Raw genomic sequence first — 14,422 nt, 5'->3', positions numbered from 1 at the left:
AGGCCTGGCCGCTTGCAGGCATCTTTACAGGGTCTCAATTTAGGATTTATGAAACTGCTTTTTACTTCTCTGTTCATCATTTTACAATTTAGCCTATATGCCCAATCCCGTATTTCCGGGCAGGTATCTGCTGCTGCCAGGCCGGCGGCCTTTGCTACCGTGGTTTTGATGAAAGCGGCAGACAGCTCATTGGTTAAAGGAATGGTATGCGATACCCTGGGCCGTTTTACGCTGGAAAATGTACCTTATGGCAGTTACCTGCTGGCCGCAACACAAGCAGGCGCCGGCAAAACCTACAGCAGGAGCTTTACCTCCGATAGCCTGCACCGGCAGGTAATGCTGGATACCTTGCGGCTGATGCAGCAGCATACTTTAAAAGAGGTGGCTGTAAATGCGCAAAAGCCTTATGTGGAAATGCAGATAGATAAGCTGGTGCTGAATGTGGAGAATAGCGTAATGGCGCATGGCAATATGATCTTTGACCTGCTGATCCATGCCCCGGGTATGCGGCAGGACCAGTACGGGAACATAGTGATGATGGGTAAACCCGGTGTGCAGATCTGGATAGACGGCCGCCCCTCCGTGCTTACCGGCGAAAGCCTGTCTAACTGGTTAAAGAACCAGCCGGCAGATGTTGTTGCTAAAATTGAGATCATCACGCATCCTTCATCCAGGTATGATGCTGCCGGCAGCGCGGGTATTATTAACATACGCCTGAAGAAGAATGTGCAGCAGGGTTTAAACGGTGGCGCATATACGTCACTGTCCATGGGTAAATATCCAAAGGCTTCCACAGGTGTTAATATGAACTACCGGAAAAATAAGCTGAACATTTTCAGCGATTATAGTTACTCGTATTCAGAATCTTACAATTACCGTACGCTGAACACGGTGATCAACAACGGCTCTTTTATTGATTACGATAACTACTGGCATCCCATAGGCAACTATCATTACGGGAAGCTGGGTGCTGATTATAAGCCTGACGCCAAAACAACGATCGGTATGTTGCTGAATGGTAACATCAGTGCCACCAACGCCATTACAGATGCTAATACAGCTGTATATAATGATCCTTCGGAAAAGCGCTACCTGGTAGCGCAGGCAGATGGAAAAGACCGCTGGAACAACCTCTCTTACAACTTTAACATTCTGCGTGAGATAGATACCCTGGGCAGCACCTTTAACCTGGATGCTGATCTTTCCCGCTATGATAAAACAGCCTACGATAACATCCTGAACTGGGACCGTGCCGGCGAAAAAGGCCAGGCTACACAGATTGCAGAGATCCGGAGCGCCATGCCGGTAGCCATAAGGGTGCTGTCGCTAAAGACTGATTATGTAAAGTACTTTAACAAAACCTTCCGCATAGAAACCGGTTTTAAGATCAGCAGGGTAAGCACCGATAATGACATCCGCTATGATTCTTTGCTGCAGCAGGTTTGGGAGCCGGACCTGAACCGCTCTAATCATTTTGAATATACAGAACATATCCAGGCAGTATATATAACCGTGGTAAAGGAGTGGAAACAATGGACCCTGCAGGCAGGGCTGCGGGCAGAAAGAACAGATGCAACCGGTAATTCTCTGACGCTGGGGCAAAAGGTGCAACGCAGGTATGCAGGTTTTTTTCCATCGCTGAATGTGATGAGGCAAATAAATAATAATAACCAGCTTACCTTCAGCTATTCCAGGCGTATAGACCGGCCTTCGTACAATTCCCTGAATCCCTTTGTGGTAGCCATTGACCCCTATAATAAAAGTGTGGGCGATCCTTATCTGAATGCTGCTTACAGTAATACTTTTGAGCTGAGGCATGGTTTCCGGCAGTTCCTGTGGACCACCCTGTATTATAGCCATGGCAGCAAAGGCGCCATTAGCCTTATTAAGCAGGACAGCCTTACGAAAATACAAACCACCACCTTTGCTAACCTGGGCAGCAGCGATTACGGGTATCTATCAGTAAGTATTAGTTTGCCGCTTACCAAATGGTGGCAGATGGATTTTAACGGTGGTGCAGGTTACGCGTTATACCGTTCGGATATTCCAGGCAGCCAGTTCACCAATGGCAGCTGGGGTGCAGAAACCGGTTTGGATAACACCTTCACCGTATTTAAAAACCTGAAGCTGATGATCAGTATGTTCTATAACACTGCGGCGCCAACCGGCCAGGAGCGGCAGCGCGCTAACTATGGCGGACGTTTAAGCGCCAGTAAGCCGGTGTTCAATAAAAGAGGCCGGATCAGCTTCACGCTGCAGGATCCATTTAATATGCAGCGCTATGATGCGGATATATACACGAATGCCTCTGCCATCCGTTGGATAAACCGCTGGGAGAGCCGCCGTGTAAGCCTTGGTTTTTCCTGGAAGTTTGGGCGGCAGCAGATCAAAGCCGCCAGGGACCGGCAGAACGGGGTGGGGGATGTAGAAAAAAGAGTACAGATGTAACTGCCAGCTAACCCAAAGGTTAGCGCTAACCTTTGGTATACTATGCGCCTACAAGTATGAAGCTAACCTAATTTTGTAAACACAATTAGCAAAACTGTTTACAACATGAAGAAAATATTAAACGTCATCTCAAGCGCCCGGGGCAAAGCTTCCAACAGCATGCGGCTGCAACAGGAGATCATAGACAAGCTGCAGGCACGTTACCCGGAGAGCACCGTAACCGTAAGGGACCTGGTTGCAGATAAGTATCCTCACCTGGAAGAATCCCATCTGACTGCTTTTTATGCGCCGGAGGGAAATAATTCCCCGGAATACCGGCTGGCAATAACGCATTCGGAACAAGCCATTCGTGAAATTGAAGAAGCAGACATCCTGGTGATAGGGGTGCCAATTTATAATTTCAGTATTCCCTCTGCGCTGAAAGCCTGGATTGATCATATTGTGCGCTCACGTAAAACTTTTACGGTTGTAGATGGCCGTCCGGAAGGATTGGTGAAGAACAAAAAAGTGTACCTGGCCATTGCATCCGGCGGTGTTTTCTCTGACGGGCCTTATAAATCATGGGATTTTGCAGAGCCTTACCTGCGGCATATCCTGGGCTTTATTGGGTTAACAGATATTACTGTTTTCCGTGCAGAAGGTTTTAGCGTTCCTGGTGTGCAGGATGTTGCGCTGCAGAAAGGAATTGAAAGTGTGGCCGTATAAAGTATTTTAAAAGATAAGGAATAACTGGCTGAAAACGGGAGCTGTACTGCATTTGGTACGGCTCCCGTTCTTATTTTACAGACTGTTTTGCATTTTCTCCGGCAACGTTTGCGTAAATAAAATGTCCGGAAAGAATGGTTTGTAAAAAAAATAGGTATAGAATTGTCTACGTATTGGAGGAATGATTGCCTGATTATTTTTTTACTGAAAAGCTATTGAACTGATGGGGATATTCATGAATAATCCTGGCCCTGTATGTAATTAGTTTGCCCTTTTTGATTTAACATTTCCACATCCACATCGATATCCACTGTTATGAACGTTATGAAAACAAATTTACTGATCATGCTGTTTTTGGCATTGGGATTTTTAACTGCCCATGCGCAAACCCTTACTATCACCGGCCAGGTGGTAGCGGATGATGGCAACGATCCGCTACCCGGCGTTTCCATTAAGGTTACTAAAACAAAGCAGGGCTCAATTACCGATGCCAACGGCCACTTTTCAATTACCGTAAACGGGGGAACGTCGGTAGACCTCCTGTTTTCGTTTATTGGTTACAGTGCCCAAACCATTACTGCCAACGGCAGCAAACCCTTGCTGGTCCGGCTGCGTAAAGAGCAGGCCAGCATTGGGGAAGTAGTGGTGGTAGGTTATACCGCTGTGCAAAAGAAAGATGTAACCGGCGCTGTTTCTTCTGTAGGCGCCCGGCAAATTAAAGATGTGCCCTTATCGTCAGCCGCAGAAGTATTGCAGGGCCGCCTGGCAGGTGTGCAGGTAGTAGCGTCAGAAGGCGCGCCCGGTGCAGAGCTGGTGGTGAGGGTGCGCGGCGGCGGATCTATTACACAGGATAACTCACCCCTGTACATTGTAGATGGGGTGCAGGTTGAAAACGCCCTGTCGGTTATTGCGCCGCAGGACATTGCTTCTGTTGATGTGTTAAAAGATGCCTCTACCACCTCTATTTACGGGGCCAGAGGCGCCAACGGTGTAGTGATCATCACTACCAAAAGCGGGCGTGCCGGTAAAACGCAGGTAACCTACAGCGGATCTGCCGGCTGGCGGGAGCTGCCCAAAACCATGGATGTATTAAGCCCGTACGACTTTGTTTTATGGCAATATGAAAGAAGCCGGAGCAGTATTGCAGACAGCATCAGCTTTGCCGATACCTACGGTACTACCTGGGATACCTTGCAGAACTATAAGCATATACAGCCCATTAACTGGCAGCATGAAGTATTTGGACGTAAGGCGCAATTTCAGAACCATAATGTATCCATGAACGGCGGCACCGCCGCTACTAATTTTAATTTAAGCCTGACCGCCAATAAGGAAGACGGCATATTGCTGGAATCCGGGCTGGATCGTAAGATCGCTAATTTTAAGCTAGACCATAAAATTTCTGATAGGGTAAAAGCAGGTATTAATATGCGTTACCTGGATCAGGAAATTCACGGCGCAGGCACTACCAATAGCGGTACCCGCACTACCAACCGCTTACGCCATTCCATTAATTACCGCCCGTTTGAAATACCGGAATCCGGCGGAGGAATAGATGATTTTGATGAAGCCTATTTCCTGGCCTCCGGCGGAGCCACCAATCCGGTGCTGCTTACACAGGCAGAGTACCGCGAGCAAAAAACAAAAGCCACCTACCTCACAGGATATGTAAGCATTAACCTGGTTAAGAACCTTACATTCCGCTCTACGTTCGGTTATGATAACACCAGCATCCGGCAATCCCTTTTTTATGGAAAAATTACCGGCACGGCGCGGCAGTATGCCTCCCTGCCCGTTGCTTCCATTGGGGATCAGCAGAACAGCACCTTCAATAATTCCAACACCCTGCAATACACGCTGAGTAAATATAAAACCCATCATGATATTACCGTGCTGGCAGGGCAGGAGATGGTAGAGTTTTTATCCAGCAGCAATTATGTAGAGACCCGGTATTTTCCGGCAGATATAAGTGCTAACAAGGCGCTGACGAATATGGGCCTGGGAGCAGCGCCCACAGGCTCTGCACAGCCATTGCCTTCCTCCGGTGAAAACCCGCCCAGCCGTATCTTTTCTTTATTTGGCCGCGTTAGTTATGCGTATGACGATAAATACCTGGCTACTGTTAACCTGCGGGCTGACCGTTCCTCGAAGTTTGCTCCGGAGAACGGTACCCTGGTATTCCCATCCGCTTCCATAGCCTGGCGTTTTTCTGCAGAGCGGTTTATGAATAATATCAGCTGGCTTACAGATGGTAAGCTGCGCTTTGGTTACGGCGCTGTAGGTAATAATCGTATAGGCGACCTGTTATACCGGCAGCTGTATGGTGTAACCGGCCAGTATGCATTTAACCATTCCATACTGCCGGGTTTTGCACCCTCTGCGCTGGCAAACCCTGCGCTGCGCTGGGAAAAAAATATAACGCGTAACCTTGGACTGGACCTGGCTTTCTTTGATAACCGCTTGCAGGTAACCATTGATGCCTATAAAAATACTGCGAACGATCTTTTACTGGCCGTGCAAATACCGCCCACAACCGGTTACACTACACAGGTGCAGAACATTGGTGCTACCTCCAACAGGGGTATAGAGCTACAGATAAGCGCTACGCCTGTACGGCAAAAGAATTTTAAATGGAGCACGGATTTCAATATTGCTTTAAACCGGAACCGGGTGGAGAATCTTGGCGGTCCCGCGCAGATAACCCGTAACTCAGGCTGGCAGGGATCAGACGGGGTAGATGATTATTTAGTGAAAGTAGGAGAGCCCGTAGGTTTGATGTACGGTTTTGTAACGGATGGTTTTTATACCCTCAACGATTTTGACTATAATGCTGCTACCGCTACCTACACCATCAAAAAAGGTGTTCCGGTGAATGGGGTGTACGGTACCCCGCAGCCCGGCATGTTAAAGTGGAAAGACCTGAGTGGCGATGGGCTGATCACCGCAGATGCCGACCGTACCGTGATCGGTAACGCTAACCCTAAGTTTACCGGCGGCTGGAATAACCAGTTCACCTACAAGAATTTTGACGCCAGCATATTCATCAACTTTGTAGTGGGCAACGATATTTATAATGCCAATAAATTAGAGTGGACAGACGGTGCTTTTCCCAACCTGAATATGATAAGCACTATGAAGAACCGCTGGACCAACATCAACAGCCAGGGGCAGGTAGTAACAGATCCCAATGAGCTGGCCGCGCTGAACGCAGATGCCAGCATCTGGTCACCGGTGCGGGTGCAGCGCTGGTGGCTGCATTCCTGGGCAGTGGAAGATGGCTCTTACCTGCGCGTAAATAATGTAACCTTAGGATATACCCTTCCCCAACGTATTACAGAGCGGGCTAAGATCTCCAGTCTTCGTGTATTCAGCACCGTGAATAACCTGGCCGTAATAACCGGCTATTCAGGTTATGACCCGGATGTTACAGCCCGCCGCAGTGATCCCTTAACCCCCGGTGTGGACTTTGCGGCTTACCCCCGTTCCAGGACCTGGGTGTTTGGTGTAAACGTTACTTTTTAAAACCTAAAACTTGACAGCTCCCATGAAACATATATCCTACAGGCGCTTAAGCGGTATCATTATTATGCTTGCAGCTTTATTTACCATGCAGGCCTGTAAAAAATGGACGGAGGTAGAGCCCCGCTCCCAATACAACATACCGGAAGTTTTTTCAGATGTGTCCAACGCTACCTCCGCTGTAATTGGCGTGTATGATGAGCTGCAGGGTGATGCCGGGTATGGCATACGCATTAGCATGTATTACCCCTATGATTCAGATGAAGGTATTGTGAGCGGTAATATTGATAACGGCCGCAGGGGGGTGGGCCGCTACCAGCTGCTGCTTACCAACGCAGAAATATCTAACCCTTTCCGCCAGCTGTACCGTGGTGTGGAAAAAGCTAACCTTTGCATTGAGCAGATTCCATTAATGCAATTATATACCAGCGGCACAGATGAGCAGAAAAAGGAATTGCGCCGTTTGTATGCAGAAGCCCTGACACTGAGAGCCCAGTTTTACCAGGAGCTGATCCGCAACTGGGGCGATGTGCCGGCGCCCATGATACCTTCTTATGAGCAGGCCAACCTGTTCATTGGCCGGGCCGACAGGGATTCCACCTACGATAAGCTGCTGGCCGACCTGGCCACTGCCAAAGATCTGCTGCCCTGGCGCACGGAAGTAGCACGTAATGAGCGGATAACCAAAGGCGCTGCCATGGCCTTACGAGCAAGAATGGCGTTGTACCGTGGCGGTTATGCGCTGCGCCGCAACGGGCAAATGGAAAGAAGGAGCGATTACCTGAAATATTACACCATTGCCAGGGATGAATGTGCGGAGCTGATGCAACACCGCGGCGAGCATACGCTGAACCCTGATTTCAAGGACATCTGGAAAAATGTAACCTCTTTTAAATACGACCCGCAGGGCGAAGTGCTGTTTGAAGTAGGGGCCGGCGGCGGCAATGGTAACAGCGACAGCCGCATGGGTAACTATGACGGGCCGAATTTAAATGCGGCAACCCGCTACGGGGCCGGTGGCGGCGGCATTGTAATGCTGCCCAATTATTTTTACGCTTTTGATTCAGTAGATACCCGCCGCGATGTAACCATTACATCGTACCAGGTAACTTCCTCATCTAATATAAAATCACAGCGCCGCCTGGGTGAATTAAATACAGGCAAATACCGCCGCGACTGGCGGGTGCCCTTATTGCCGGGCAATGTTTTAAACGTAGGGTATAACTGGGTGCTGATCCGGTTTGCTGATGTGCTGTTAATGTTTGCAGAAGCGGAGAATGAGCTTAACGGCAGCCCCACAGCCGCTGCCATTGCCGCTTTTGAGGAAGTGCGCCGGCGTGCCTACAAGGGTAATGAAAGCAAGATGGGAACTACCCCGGTAACCAAACAGGAATTTTTTAATGCTGTTGTAAATGAGCGTTATCTTGAGTTTGGGCATGAAGGCATCCGTAAATTTGACCTGCTTCGCTGGAACCTGCTGGCCACCAGGCTGGCGGAAACCAGGACAAAGATCCAGCAGATCCGCGACCGTACCGGGGTGTATAGTTTTGTGCCACGCTACATTTACTGGAAGAATAATGGCGAGGAGATCCAATATTATGTGCCAGGCAGCACGGATGTTACGGCTGTTCCCTGGTACCAGCCCACGCAGGCGCCGGACCCGCTTACAGGATGGACCCGGACAGACTGGGCGCAGCACCTGACAGTAACCAATGCCATTGATAACCTGGCTTTGTGGGAAGGCCTGGCACGTTTTTTTGTTTCCGGTAAAAGTGAGCTTTATCCTTTTGACCAGGCCACGCTGGATGCATACCAGGGCCGCCTGGAGCAAAATCCCGGTTATTGATGCCCGCTGCCCAAAGCGATGCGGATGAACGTAATGCGACGCAACGATGTTGAGCAGCGGGCAGCTGCCCGTACCAAAATATTAATAACTGACCTTTTGATTATGCGAATGCAAAGAGCGTTTTTTTTATTGTGGTTAATGATGGCTGCTGTTAGCGTAACAGCGCAAACAACCATTCCGCCAACCAGAATAACCGTTGCGCAAGATGGCAGCGGCGACTTTAAAACCATCCAGGAAGCCGTTAACTCCGTGCGGGACCTTTCCAAGCTGCAGGTGACGATCTTTATTAAGAACGGCACCTATAATGAGAAGCTGGTGATCCCTTCCTGGAAAACAAATATTTCGCTGATAGGTGAAAGTAAGGAAGGCACTATTATAAGTAACAACGATTACAGCGGCAAGCCTTTTCCCGGTAAAGACCCCAGTGGCAGGGACAAGTACGTGACCTACACTTCTTACACGGTGCTGGTGCAGGGCAATGATTTCAGCGCAGAAAACCTGACCATACAAAATACCGCAGGCCGCGTGGGACAGGCCGTGGCCCTGCATATAGAGGGCGACCGTGCCGTGATAAAGAACTGCAGGCTGCTGGGTAACCAGGATACATTATATGCCGCTAGGGAAAGCTGCCGGCAATACTTCCAGAACTGTTATATTGAAGGCACCACGGATTTTATTTTTGGAGAGGCCACCGCTGTGTTCCGGGATTGTACTATTAAAAGCCTGATGAACTCTTATATAACAGCCGCGTCTACACGGCAGGGGCATGCATTTGGATTTGTGTTCTTTAATTGTAAGCTGGTAGCAGATACCGCTGCTAAAAAAGTGTTCCTGGGCCGGCCCTGGCGGCCTTATGCCAGAACGGTTTTTATTCATTGTGAGCTGGGCAGCCATATTACTCCACAGGGCTGGGACCCCTGGAAGGGAGATGCCATGTTCCCGGACAAAGACAAAACAGCCTATTATGCGGAGTATGGGAATACGGGTCCCGGGGCTGACGTAAAGGACCGCGTAGCCTGGTCAAAACAATTAACTAAAAAGGAAGCAGAACAATATACCATCAAAAATATTTTAGGGGGCGCCGATAACTGGGTCCCCTAAACGCTTTTGTCAGGCGCCCTGGCCAATGTTGATACTAAGCCCGCCATCCACCACAAAGGTAGCGCCGGTCACGTAATCACTTTCAGCAGATGCCAGGAAAACGGCAATGCCGCTGATGTCCTCCGGTTTGCCGGCCCGTTTTGCGGGAATGTGCTGCTCTTTTTCTTTGCGCAGCTGCTCATTTTCCATGGCTTCCTTATTCATATCAGTAAGGATCATGCCGGGGGCAATGTTATTTACGCGGATGCCCTTATCAGCCACCTCCAGCGCAAGGCTTCTGCTGAAATTTCTGATAGCCGCTTTAGAGGCATTGTATTCTGCATTGCCGGCCGTATTGATCTCCTCATGAATAGAGCTGATGAATATAATATTCCCATTCTTCAGGGCCGGCTGGTTTAAAAAAGCCCTGCTGCAGTAAAAGGGGCCGTAGAGGTTTGTTTTGATACAGGTATCAAAAACTTCCGTAGGCATATCCTTTACCGGTGTTTTGCTGCCATTAACCGCAGCATTATTCACCAGGAGATCCACCGTTCCGAACTGCTCATTTACCTTGCTGAAAATTTCTTTTACGGCTGCTTCATCTGCAACATCCAGCTTAAAATAAATGGCCTTACCCCCTTCCTTTTTTATTTGATCAGCAAGCTGTGCTGCTGCGGGCTCATCCGAATGGTAGATAATAACAACCTTTGCACCTTCCGCGGCATAGGCCAATGTTATAGCCCGGCCAATGCCGGCATCAGCGCCGGTGATCAGGGCAATCTTATTTTCAAGCTTCTTCATTTTTCAATTATTAAATGGGCATTTGGTAATACTTTCCTAATTTAATAAAATGAAATTAGATACGCTACTATATGAACAGAAAAACGGAATTTGAGTCTATAGAGCATCATGGAATTATTGGTAATATGCGCACAGCGGCCCTGGTGTCTTTAACCGGGTGTATTGATTTTCTTTGCGCCCCCAGGTTTGATTCTCCTTCTGTGTTTGCTTCACTGCTTGACCCCAAGGCAGGCGGGGCGTTTACCATCACCCCCAAAATGAAGGATGTAGTAACCAAACAGCTGTACATTCCTTTTACAGCAGTACTGATAACCCGCTTCTTTTCTGATACCGGTATTGCGGAGATCACCGACTACATGCCGGTGATGCCGGATACCTGCAACAGTTATAACGTAATTGTAAGAAAGGTTACTGCCATAAGGGGCAATATTGATTTCAATATGCATTTTCAGCCCCGTTTGAATTATGGCAGATCCATGCACACCGCCGCAGGGGACAACAACAGCATTCTGTTTGATTGTACGGAGCAGGCAGTGGAAGGACTTACCGTTCGTTTATCCGCCAACGTAAAGCTGAAGATGCGGAAAGAAGATGCCTACGCCAATTTTACGCTGAAAGAATCCAAAACCGCCCATTTTGTAATGGAGTCTGTAAGGAAAGGAGAGGAGAAATACCTTTCAGACCTGGAATTTTTTGTGAACCATACCTATTTTGAAACCATCCGCTACTGGCGTTCCTGGACCCGCCAATCAACCTACAAAGGTGGCTGGGAAAGCATTGTAATGCGATCAGCCATTACCTTAAAATTACTGACCTGCATAGAACATGGTTCCGTAATTGCAGCCGCTACCTTTGGACTGCCGGAAGAGCTGGGCGGGCTGCGTAACTGGGATTACCGTTATACCTGGATCCGGGATGCAGCCTTTAGCATGTATGCATTTTTAAAGCTGGGATTTCGTAAAGAAGGCAAAGCCTTTCTGGACTGGATCATTAAACATGCAAAAGAGAACGACATGCATTTGATTTACCGGGTAGATGGCGGTACGGACATTGACGAAATTGAATTTGTGCACCTGCAGGGCTACAAAAGATCCCACCCGGTAAGGATTGGCAACGATGCAAATAAACAGCTGCAGCTGGACATACACGGCGAATTGCTGGATACCATTTATATCTATAACAAATTTTACGAACCGGTAACACACGAGCTATGGGAGCTGATTGAAAGAGAAGTGAACTATGTGATAGATAACTGGGAAAAAGCAGATCACGGCATCTGGGAGATCCGGCAAAAGAAAAAACACTTCCTGAATTCCCGCTTAATGCTGTGGGTAGCCATGGACCGGGCTATTAAGATAGGCCGCGACCGGTCTTTTCCCTTCCCGGTAAAAAAGTGGGAATCTGTAAGGGATGAAATTTACAACGACATTTACCACAATTTCTGGAACGAAGAGCAGCAGGCCTGGATGCAGCATAAAACAAACGGCAAGGCCGGCGATACCATAGATGCCAGTGTGCTGCTAATGCCGCTGGTGCATTTTATTACCCCGGAGGAACCCCGCTGGAAATCGACCATGGAAGCCATTAACAACAAGCTAAGGCTGGATGTGCTGATATACCGCTACGATAATGATATTGATGGATTTGACGGGCTAACCGGCAAGGAGGGCACTTTTAACATGTGCTCATTCTGGTACGTTGAATGTTTGGCAAAATCAAAAAGGCTGGATGAAGCCATAGAGAACTTTGAAAAAATGCTGGGTTATGCCAATCACCTGGGACTGTTCTCAGAACAGATCAGTAAAAAAGGCGAGCACCTGGGCAACTTCCCGCAAGCCTTTACCCACCTGGCTTTGATCAGCGCCGCACTGGAGCTGGATAAGCAGATAGGCCGGCTGAATAAGACCGCAGACATTTAGTTATACGGGTTTATGGAACGGCACTTTGATACCGGTAAAGTCCTGGGACCGGAAGGTACGGGGCTGCATTTTTTCCGCTGTATCTTTTCTTTTTATAATAAAGGTAATGCCGCCATATAAGCCGGAAAGCTTGGCCAGGCGTGTATCCATATTGGTTAGCCGGTTAGCGGTACGGATGCCCCACAGCTTTCTGAAAAGCGGCGTTAAGCGGTTATATATTTTAAAGGTCCATTTAGTGTTTGGCTTGGCATGCCCTTCCGCTACTACACGCGGTACCACCAGCAGGGGGCATAGGGTTTTCTGGTATTCCACGGTATAACCCTGCTGCTTTAAATAATCGAGGGTATGTATATCAAAACAATGGATATGCTCATGGGTTCTTTTAAGCCGGATATTTTCCGCCACCAGGGCAGGAGGGTCATGAGGAACCGTTATCACCAATACCTTATTGGTAATTCTCAATAATTCCTGTACCGCCATTTTGTAATCCGTTACATGCTCAATGGTTTCGCTGCAAAGCACAACATCAAACGACCGGTCTTCAAAGGGCAGGTGGTGAATGTCGCAGCAGGCCGCATTTATATTGAATATTTCGCTGGCCATTCTGCAGGCATAGTCTGACAGGTCCGTTGAGCGCACCTCCACTTTAAACAAGGTCCTTACCAGGTTAGCAGTATAACCTTCCGCACCTCCCACATCAATGAAGCTGGAAAAAGAAAAACGTCCCAGCGCATTTAGAATTGAGCGGGTAACCATATACCGGGCAATATTGCTGGTAGCCGCATATTTGGTACGGTAGCCATAAATGGGCTGATGGGAAAAGTGAATGCCGTCAATAGTTTTTGAAAACCATGAGTTAACAACTTTTTTAACCTCCCGGGTATACGGGTCCTGGGCAAAGTTTTCGCCGGTTGCATTGATCATGTAGGTATAGACAGCAGCGTGCATCCGGAAGGTTGGGTACGGCAGAAAATATTTATGTTCACTGTGGGGGTAACTGATCAAACAAATAATACAAGGGCGATTCTTCCAGCACTTTCCGCTCGCCTACTTCCCATTTAATAAGGCGGATAAAACCTTCCGCTATTTCAATGCCGGTAATATCCCCGTCACTAAAACAGCAGCAACCGGTATTAAAATAGGTGGGCTGCGCCATGGTTTTTACAAATTGTTTGCCGGCATATTCTGCGCGGCGCTTTTCCAGTGCGGCCTGCAGCGTGTTCATGAGCGCTGTATTGCCTGCCTGCTTTGCTTTTTCCAGCTGTTTGGTGATCCGGTCTATATGATCAAGGGAGGCAAAGACCGGTTTATGCGTGTGCCCGGAAATTAAGAATGTGTTTTTATATTGCAGGGTCCATTCATACATCACCACGTTGTGGCGGTCTACCAGGTCAAATGAGTCGGAAATGGTATCCGGATGAATGTCCAGGAAACGCTGAATGGGCGTCCAGATAGCAGCTACAAACCATTTGGAGAAGGCATTGCCATCGCTCCGCAGATCGCCCTGGTGACCATGTGTTAACAGGAAGGAATAGGTTTGGTTGTTATAGGGTATTTGCAGCACCAGGCCTTCATACACCTTCAGCTTTTCGCCAAAGATGGTTTTCAGGAACTGCTGGCGGGGTATCAGGTAGTTCCATTCCAGGTCATGATTCCCGAAAATGCGGTAATAGCGGGTTTGCTGCAGGAACTTTGCTTCTTCCAGTAAGGTGAGCCGGTTTTTTTCAATTACAGTGGCCGGCTTGTTTTCCCACAGCTCCTCACAATCACCCAGGTTTATCAGCGTATAGTCATTACTGTAATACCAGCTTAAGGCGGTCATATAATTGCTTTCGGCAGCTGCAAAATCATCCGCCGCATCCCTGCCGCCTTTGTGCTGATCAGAGAAGATAATGAAGCGCGTGTTTTCCGGCAGGCACGAAAAAGTGACACCGCGGTTGGTTTTCCCTTTCAGCAGCTCCTGCAGCAGCTGGCTGAGCGAGCTGAAAACAGCGGCTTTTTCCGGGTGGGATGATAATCTATCAGCCAGCCAGATCACGGGTTTGCGGAATACTCTCTGGAGAAGTTTCTTCACATTCAATCTTTTTGATCTTAGATTTTAGAG

The 14,422-nt window shown here is 48.4% G+C and carries 9 protein-coding genes; 6 read left to right on the top strand and 3 right to left on the bottom strand.

Translation table 11 applies throughout. The features are described 5' to 3' along the window. Nucleotides 1-48: 48 nt before the first annotated feature. The 5 genes from KVT36_RS15695 (at nucleotide 49) to KVT36_RS15675 (ending at nucleotide 9,619) form a co-directional block, all read left to right on the top strand. Entirely contained in the window at nucleotides 49-2,448 is a 2,400-nt protein-coding gene (locus KVT36_RS15695; RefSeq protein WP_217604424.1) for an outer membrane beta-barrel family protein, read from the top strand. A 105-nt stretch (nucleotides 2,449-2,553) separates the two neighbouring features. Next, nucleotides 2,554-3,153: an FMN-dependent NADH-azoreductase gene (locus KVT36_RS15690; RefSeq protein WP_217604423.1), complete on the top strand. Its 600-nt coding sequence runs from the start codon at nucleotides 2,554-2,556 to the stop codon at nucleotides 3,151-3,153. A gap of 324 nt (nucleotides 3,154-3,477) precedes the next feature. Beyond that, a complete protein-coding gene (locus KVT36_RS15685) occupies nucleotides 3,478-6,675 on the top strand; it encodes a TonB-dependent receptor (RefSeq protein WP_217604422.1) in 3,198 nt (1,065 codons plus the stop codon). Nucleotides 6,676-6,697: 22 nt separating this feature from the next. Continuing rightward, on the top strand, nucleotides 6,698-8,518 hold the full coding sequence (locus KVT36_RS15680) for a RagB/SusD family nutrient uptake outer membrane protein (protein ID WP_217604421.1): 1,821 nt from the start codon (nucleotides 6,698-6,700) through the stop codon (nucleotides 8,516-8,518). A 138-nt stretch (nucleotides 8,519-8,656) separates the two neighbouring features. Next, entirely contained in the window at nucleotides 8,657-9,619 is a 963-nt protein-coding gene (locus tag KVT36_RS15675; protein WP_254640029.1) for a pectinesterase family protein, read from the top strand. A 9-nt stretch (nucleotides 9,620-9,628) separates the two neighbouring features. Here the strand turns inward: KVT36_RS15675 and KVT36_RS15670 are convergent, their stop codons facing one another. Continuing rightward, entirely contained in the window at nucleotides 9,629-10,399 is a 771-nt protein-coding gene (locus KVT36_RS15670; RefSeq protein WP_217604420.1) for an SDR family NAD(P)-dependent oxidoreductase, read from the bottom strand. A 71-nt stretch (nucleotides 10,400-10,470) separates the two neighbouring features. On the opposite strand from KVT36_RS15670, the gene KVT36_RS15665 reads away from it, so the two are divergent. Next, nucleotides 10,471-12,318 (top strand): glycoside hydrolase family 15 protein, encoded by a 1,848-nt coding sequence (locus KVT36_RS15665; RefSeq protein ID WP_217604419.1) that lies wholly within the window; start codon nucleotides 10,471-10,473, stop codon nucleotides 12,316-12,318. On the opposite strand, the gene KVT36_RS15660 is transcribed toward KVT36_RS15665, so the two are convergent. Together KVT36_RS15660 and KVT36_RS15655 are read right to left on the bottom strand one after the other, a co-directional pair. Further along, on the bottom strand, nucleotides 12,319-13,266 hold the full coding sequence (locus KVT36_RS15660) for a class I SAM-dependent methyltransferase (RefSeq protein ID WP_217604418.1): 948 nt from the start codon (nucleotides 13,264-13,266) through the stop codon (nucleotides 12,319-12,321). Between the two features lie 34 nt (nucleotides 13,267-13,300). Then, nucleotides 13,301-14,392 carry a metallophosphoesterase gene (locus KVT36_RS15655; protein ID WP_217604417.1) on the bottom strand — a complete coding sequence of 364 codons (1,092 nt, stop codon included), beginning with the start codon at nucleotides 14,390-14,392 and terminating at the stop codon, nucleotides 13,301-13,303. Nucleotides 14,393-14,422 lie beyond the last annotated feature (30 nt).

Source organism: Chitinophaga sp. GbtcB8 (genome assembly GCF_019091455.1).
Taxonomy (GTDB): domain Bacteria; phylum Bacteroidota; class Bacteroidia; order Chitinophagales; family Chitinophagaceae; genus Chitinophaga.
This window is presented reverse-complemented; position numbering and strand designations above follow the sequence as displayed.

What these genes read in the sequence shown, in the direction of transcription:
- KVT36_RS15675 (WP_254640029.1), top strand. Translation starts at nt 8,657, where the DNA reads ATGATGGCTGCTGTTAGCGTAACAGCGCAAACAACCATTCCGCCAACC.
- KVT36_RS15665 (WP_217604419.1), top strand. Translation starts at nt 10,471, where the DNA reads ATGAACAGAAAAACGGAATTTGAGTCTATAGAGCATCATGGAATTATT.
- KVT36_RS15660 (WP_217604418.1), bottom strand. Translation starts at nt 13,266, where the DNA reads ATGCACGCTGCTGTCTATACCTACATGATCAATGCAACCGGCGAAAAC.
- KVT36_RS15690 (WP_217604423.1), top strand. Translation starts at nt 2,554, where the DNA reads ATGAAGAAAATATTAAACGTCATCTCAAGCGCCCGGGGCAAAGCTTCC.
- KVT36_RS15695 (WP_217604424.1), top strand. Translation starts at nt 49, where the DNA reads ATGAAACTGCTTTTTACTTCTCTGTTCATCATTTTACAATTTAGCCTA.
- KVT36_RS15680 (WP_217604421.1), top strand. Translation starts at nt 6,698, where the DNA reads ATGAAACATATATCCTACAGGCGCTTAAGCGGTATCATTATTATGCTT.
- KVT36_RS15685 (WP_217604422.1), top strand. Translation starts at nt 3,478, where the DNA reads ATGAAAACAAATTTACTGATCATGCTGTTTTTGGCATTGGGATTTTTA.
- KVT36_RS15670 (WP_217604420.1), bottom strand. Translation starts at nt 10,399, where the DNA reads ATGAAGAAGCTTGAAAATAAGATTGCCCTGATCACCGGCGCTGATGCC.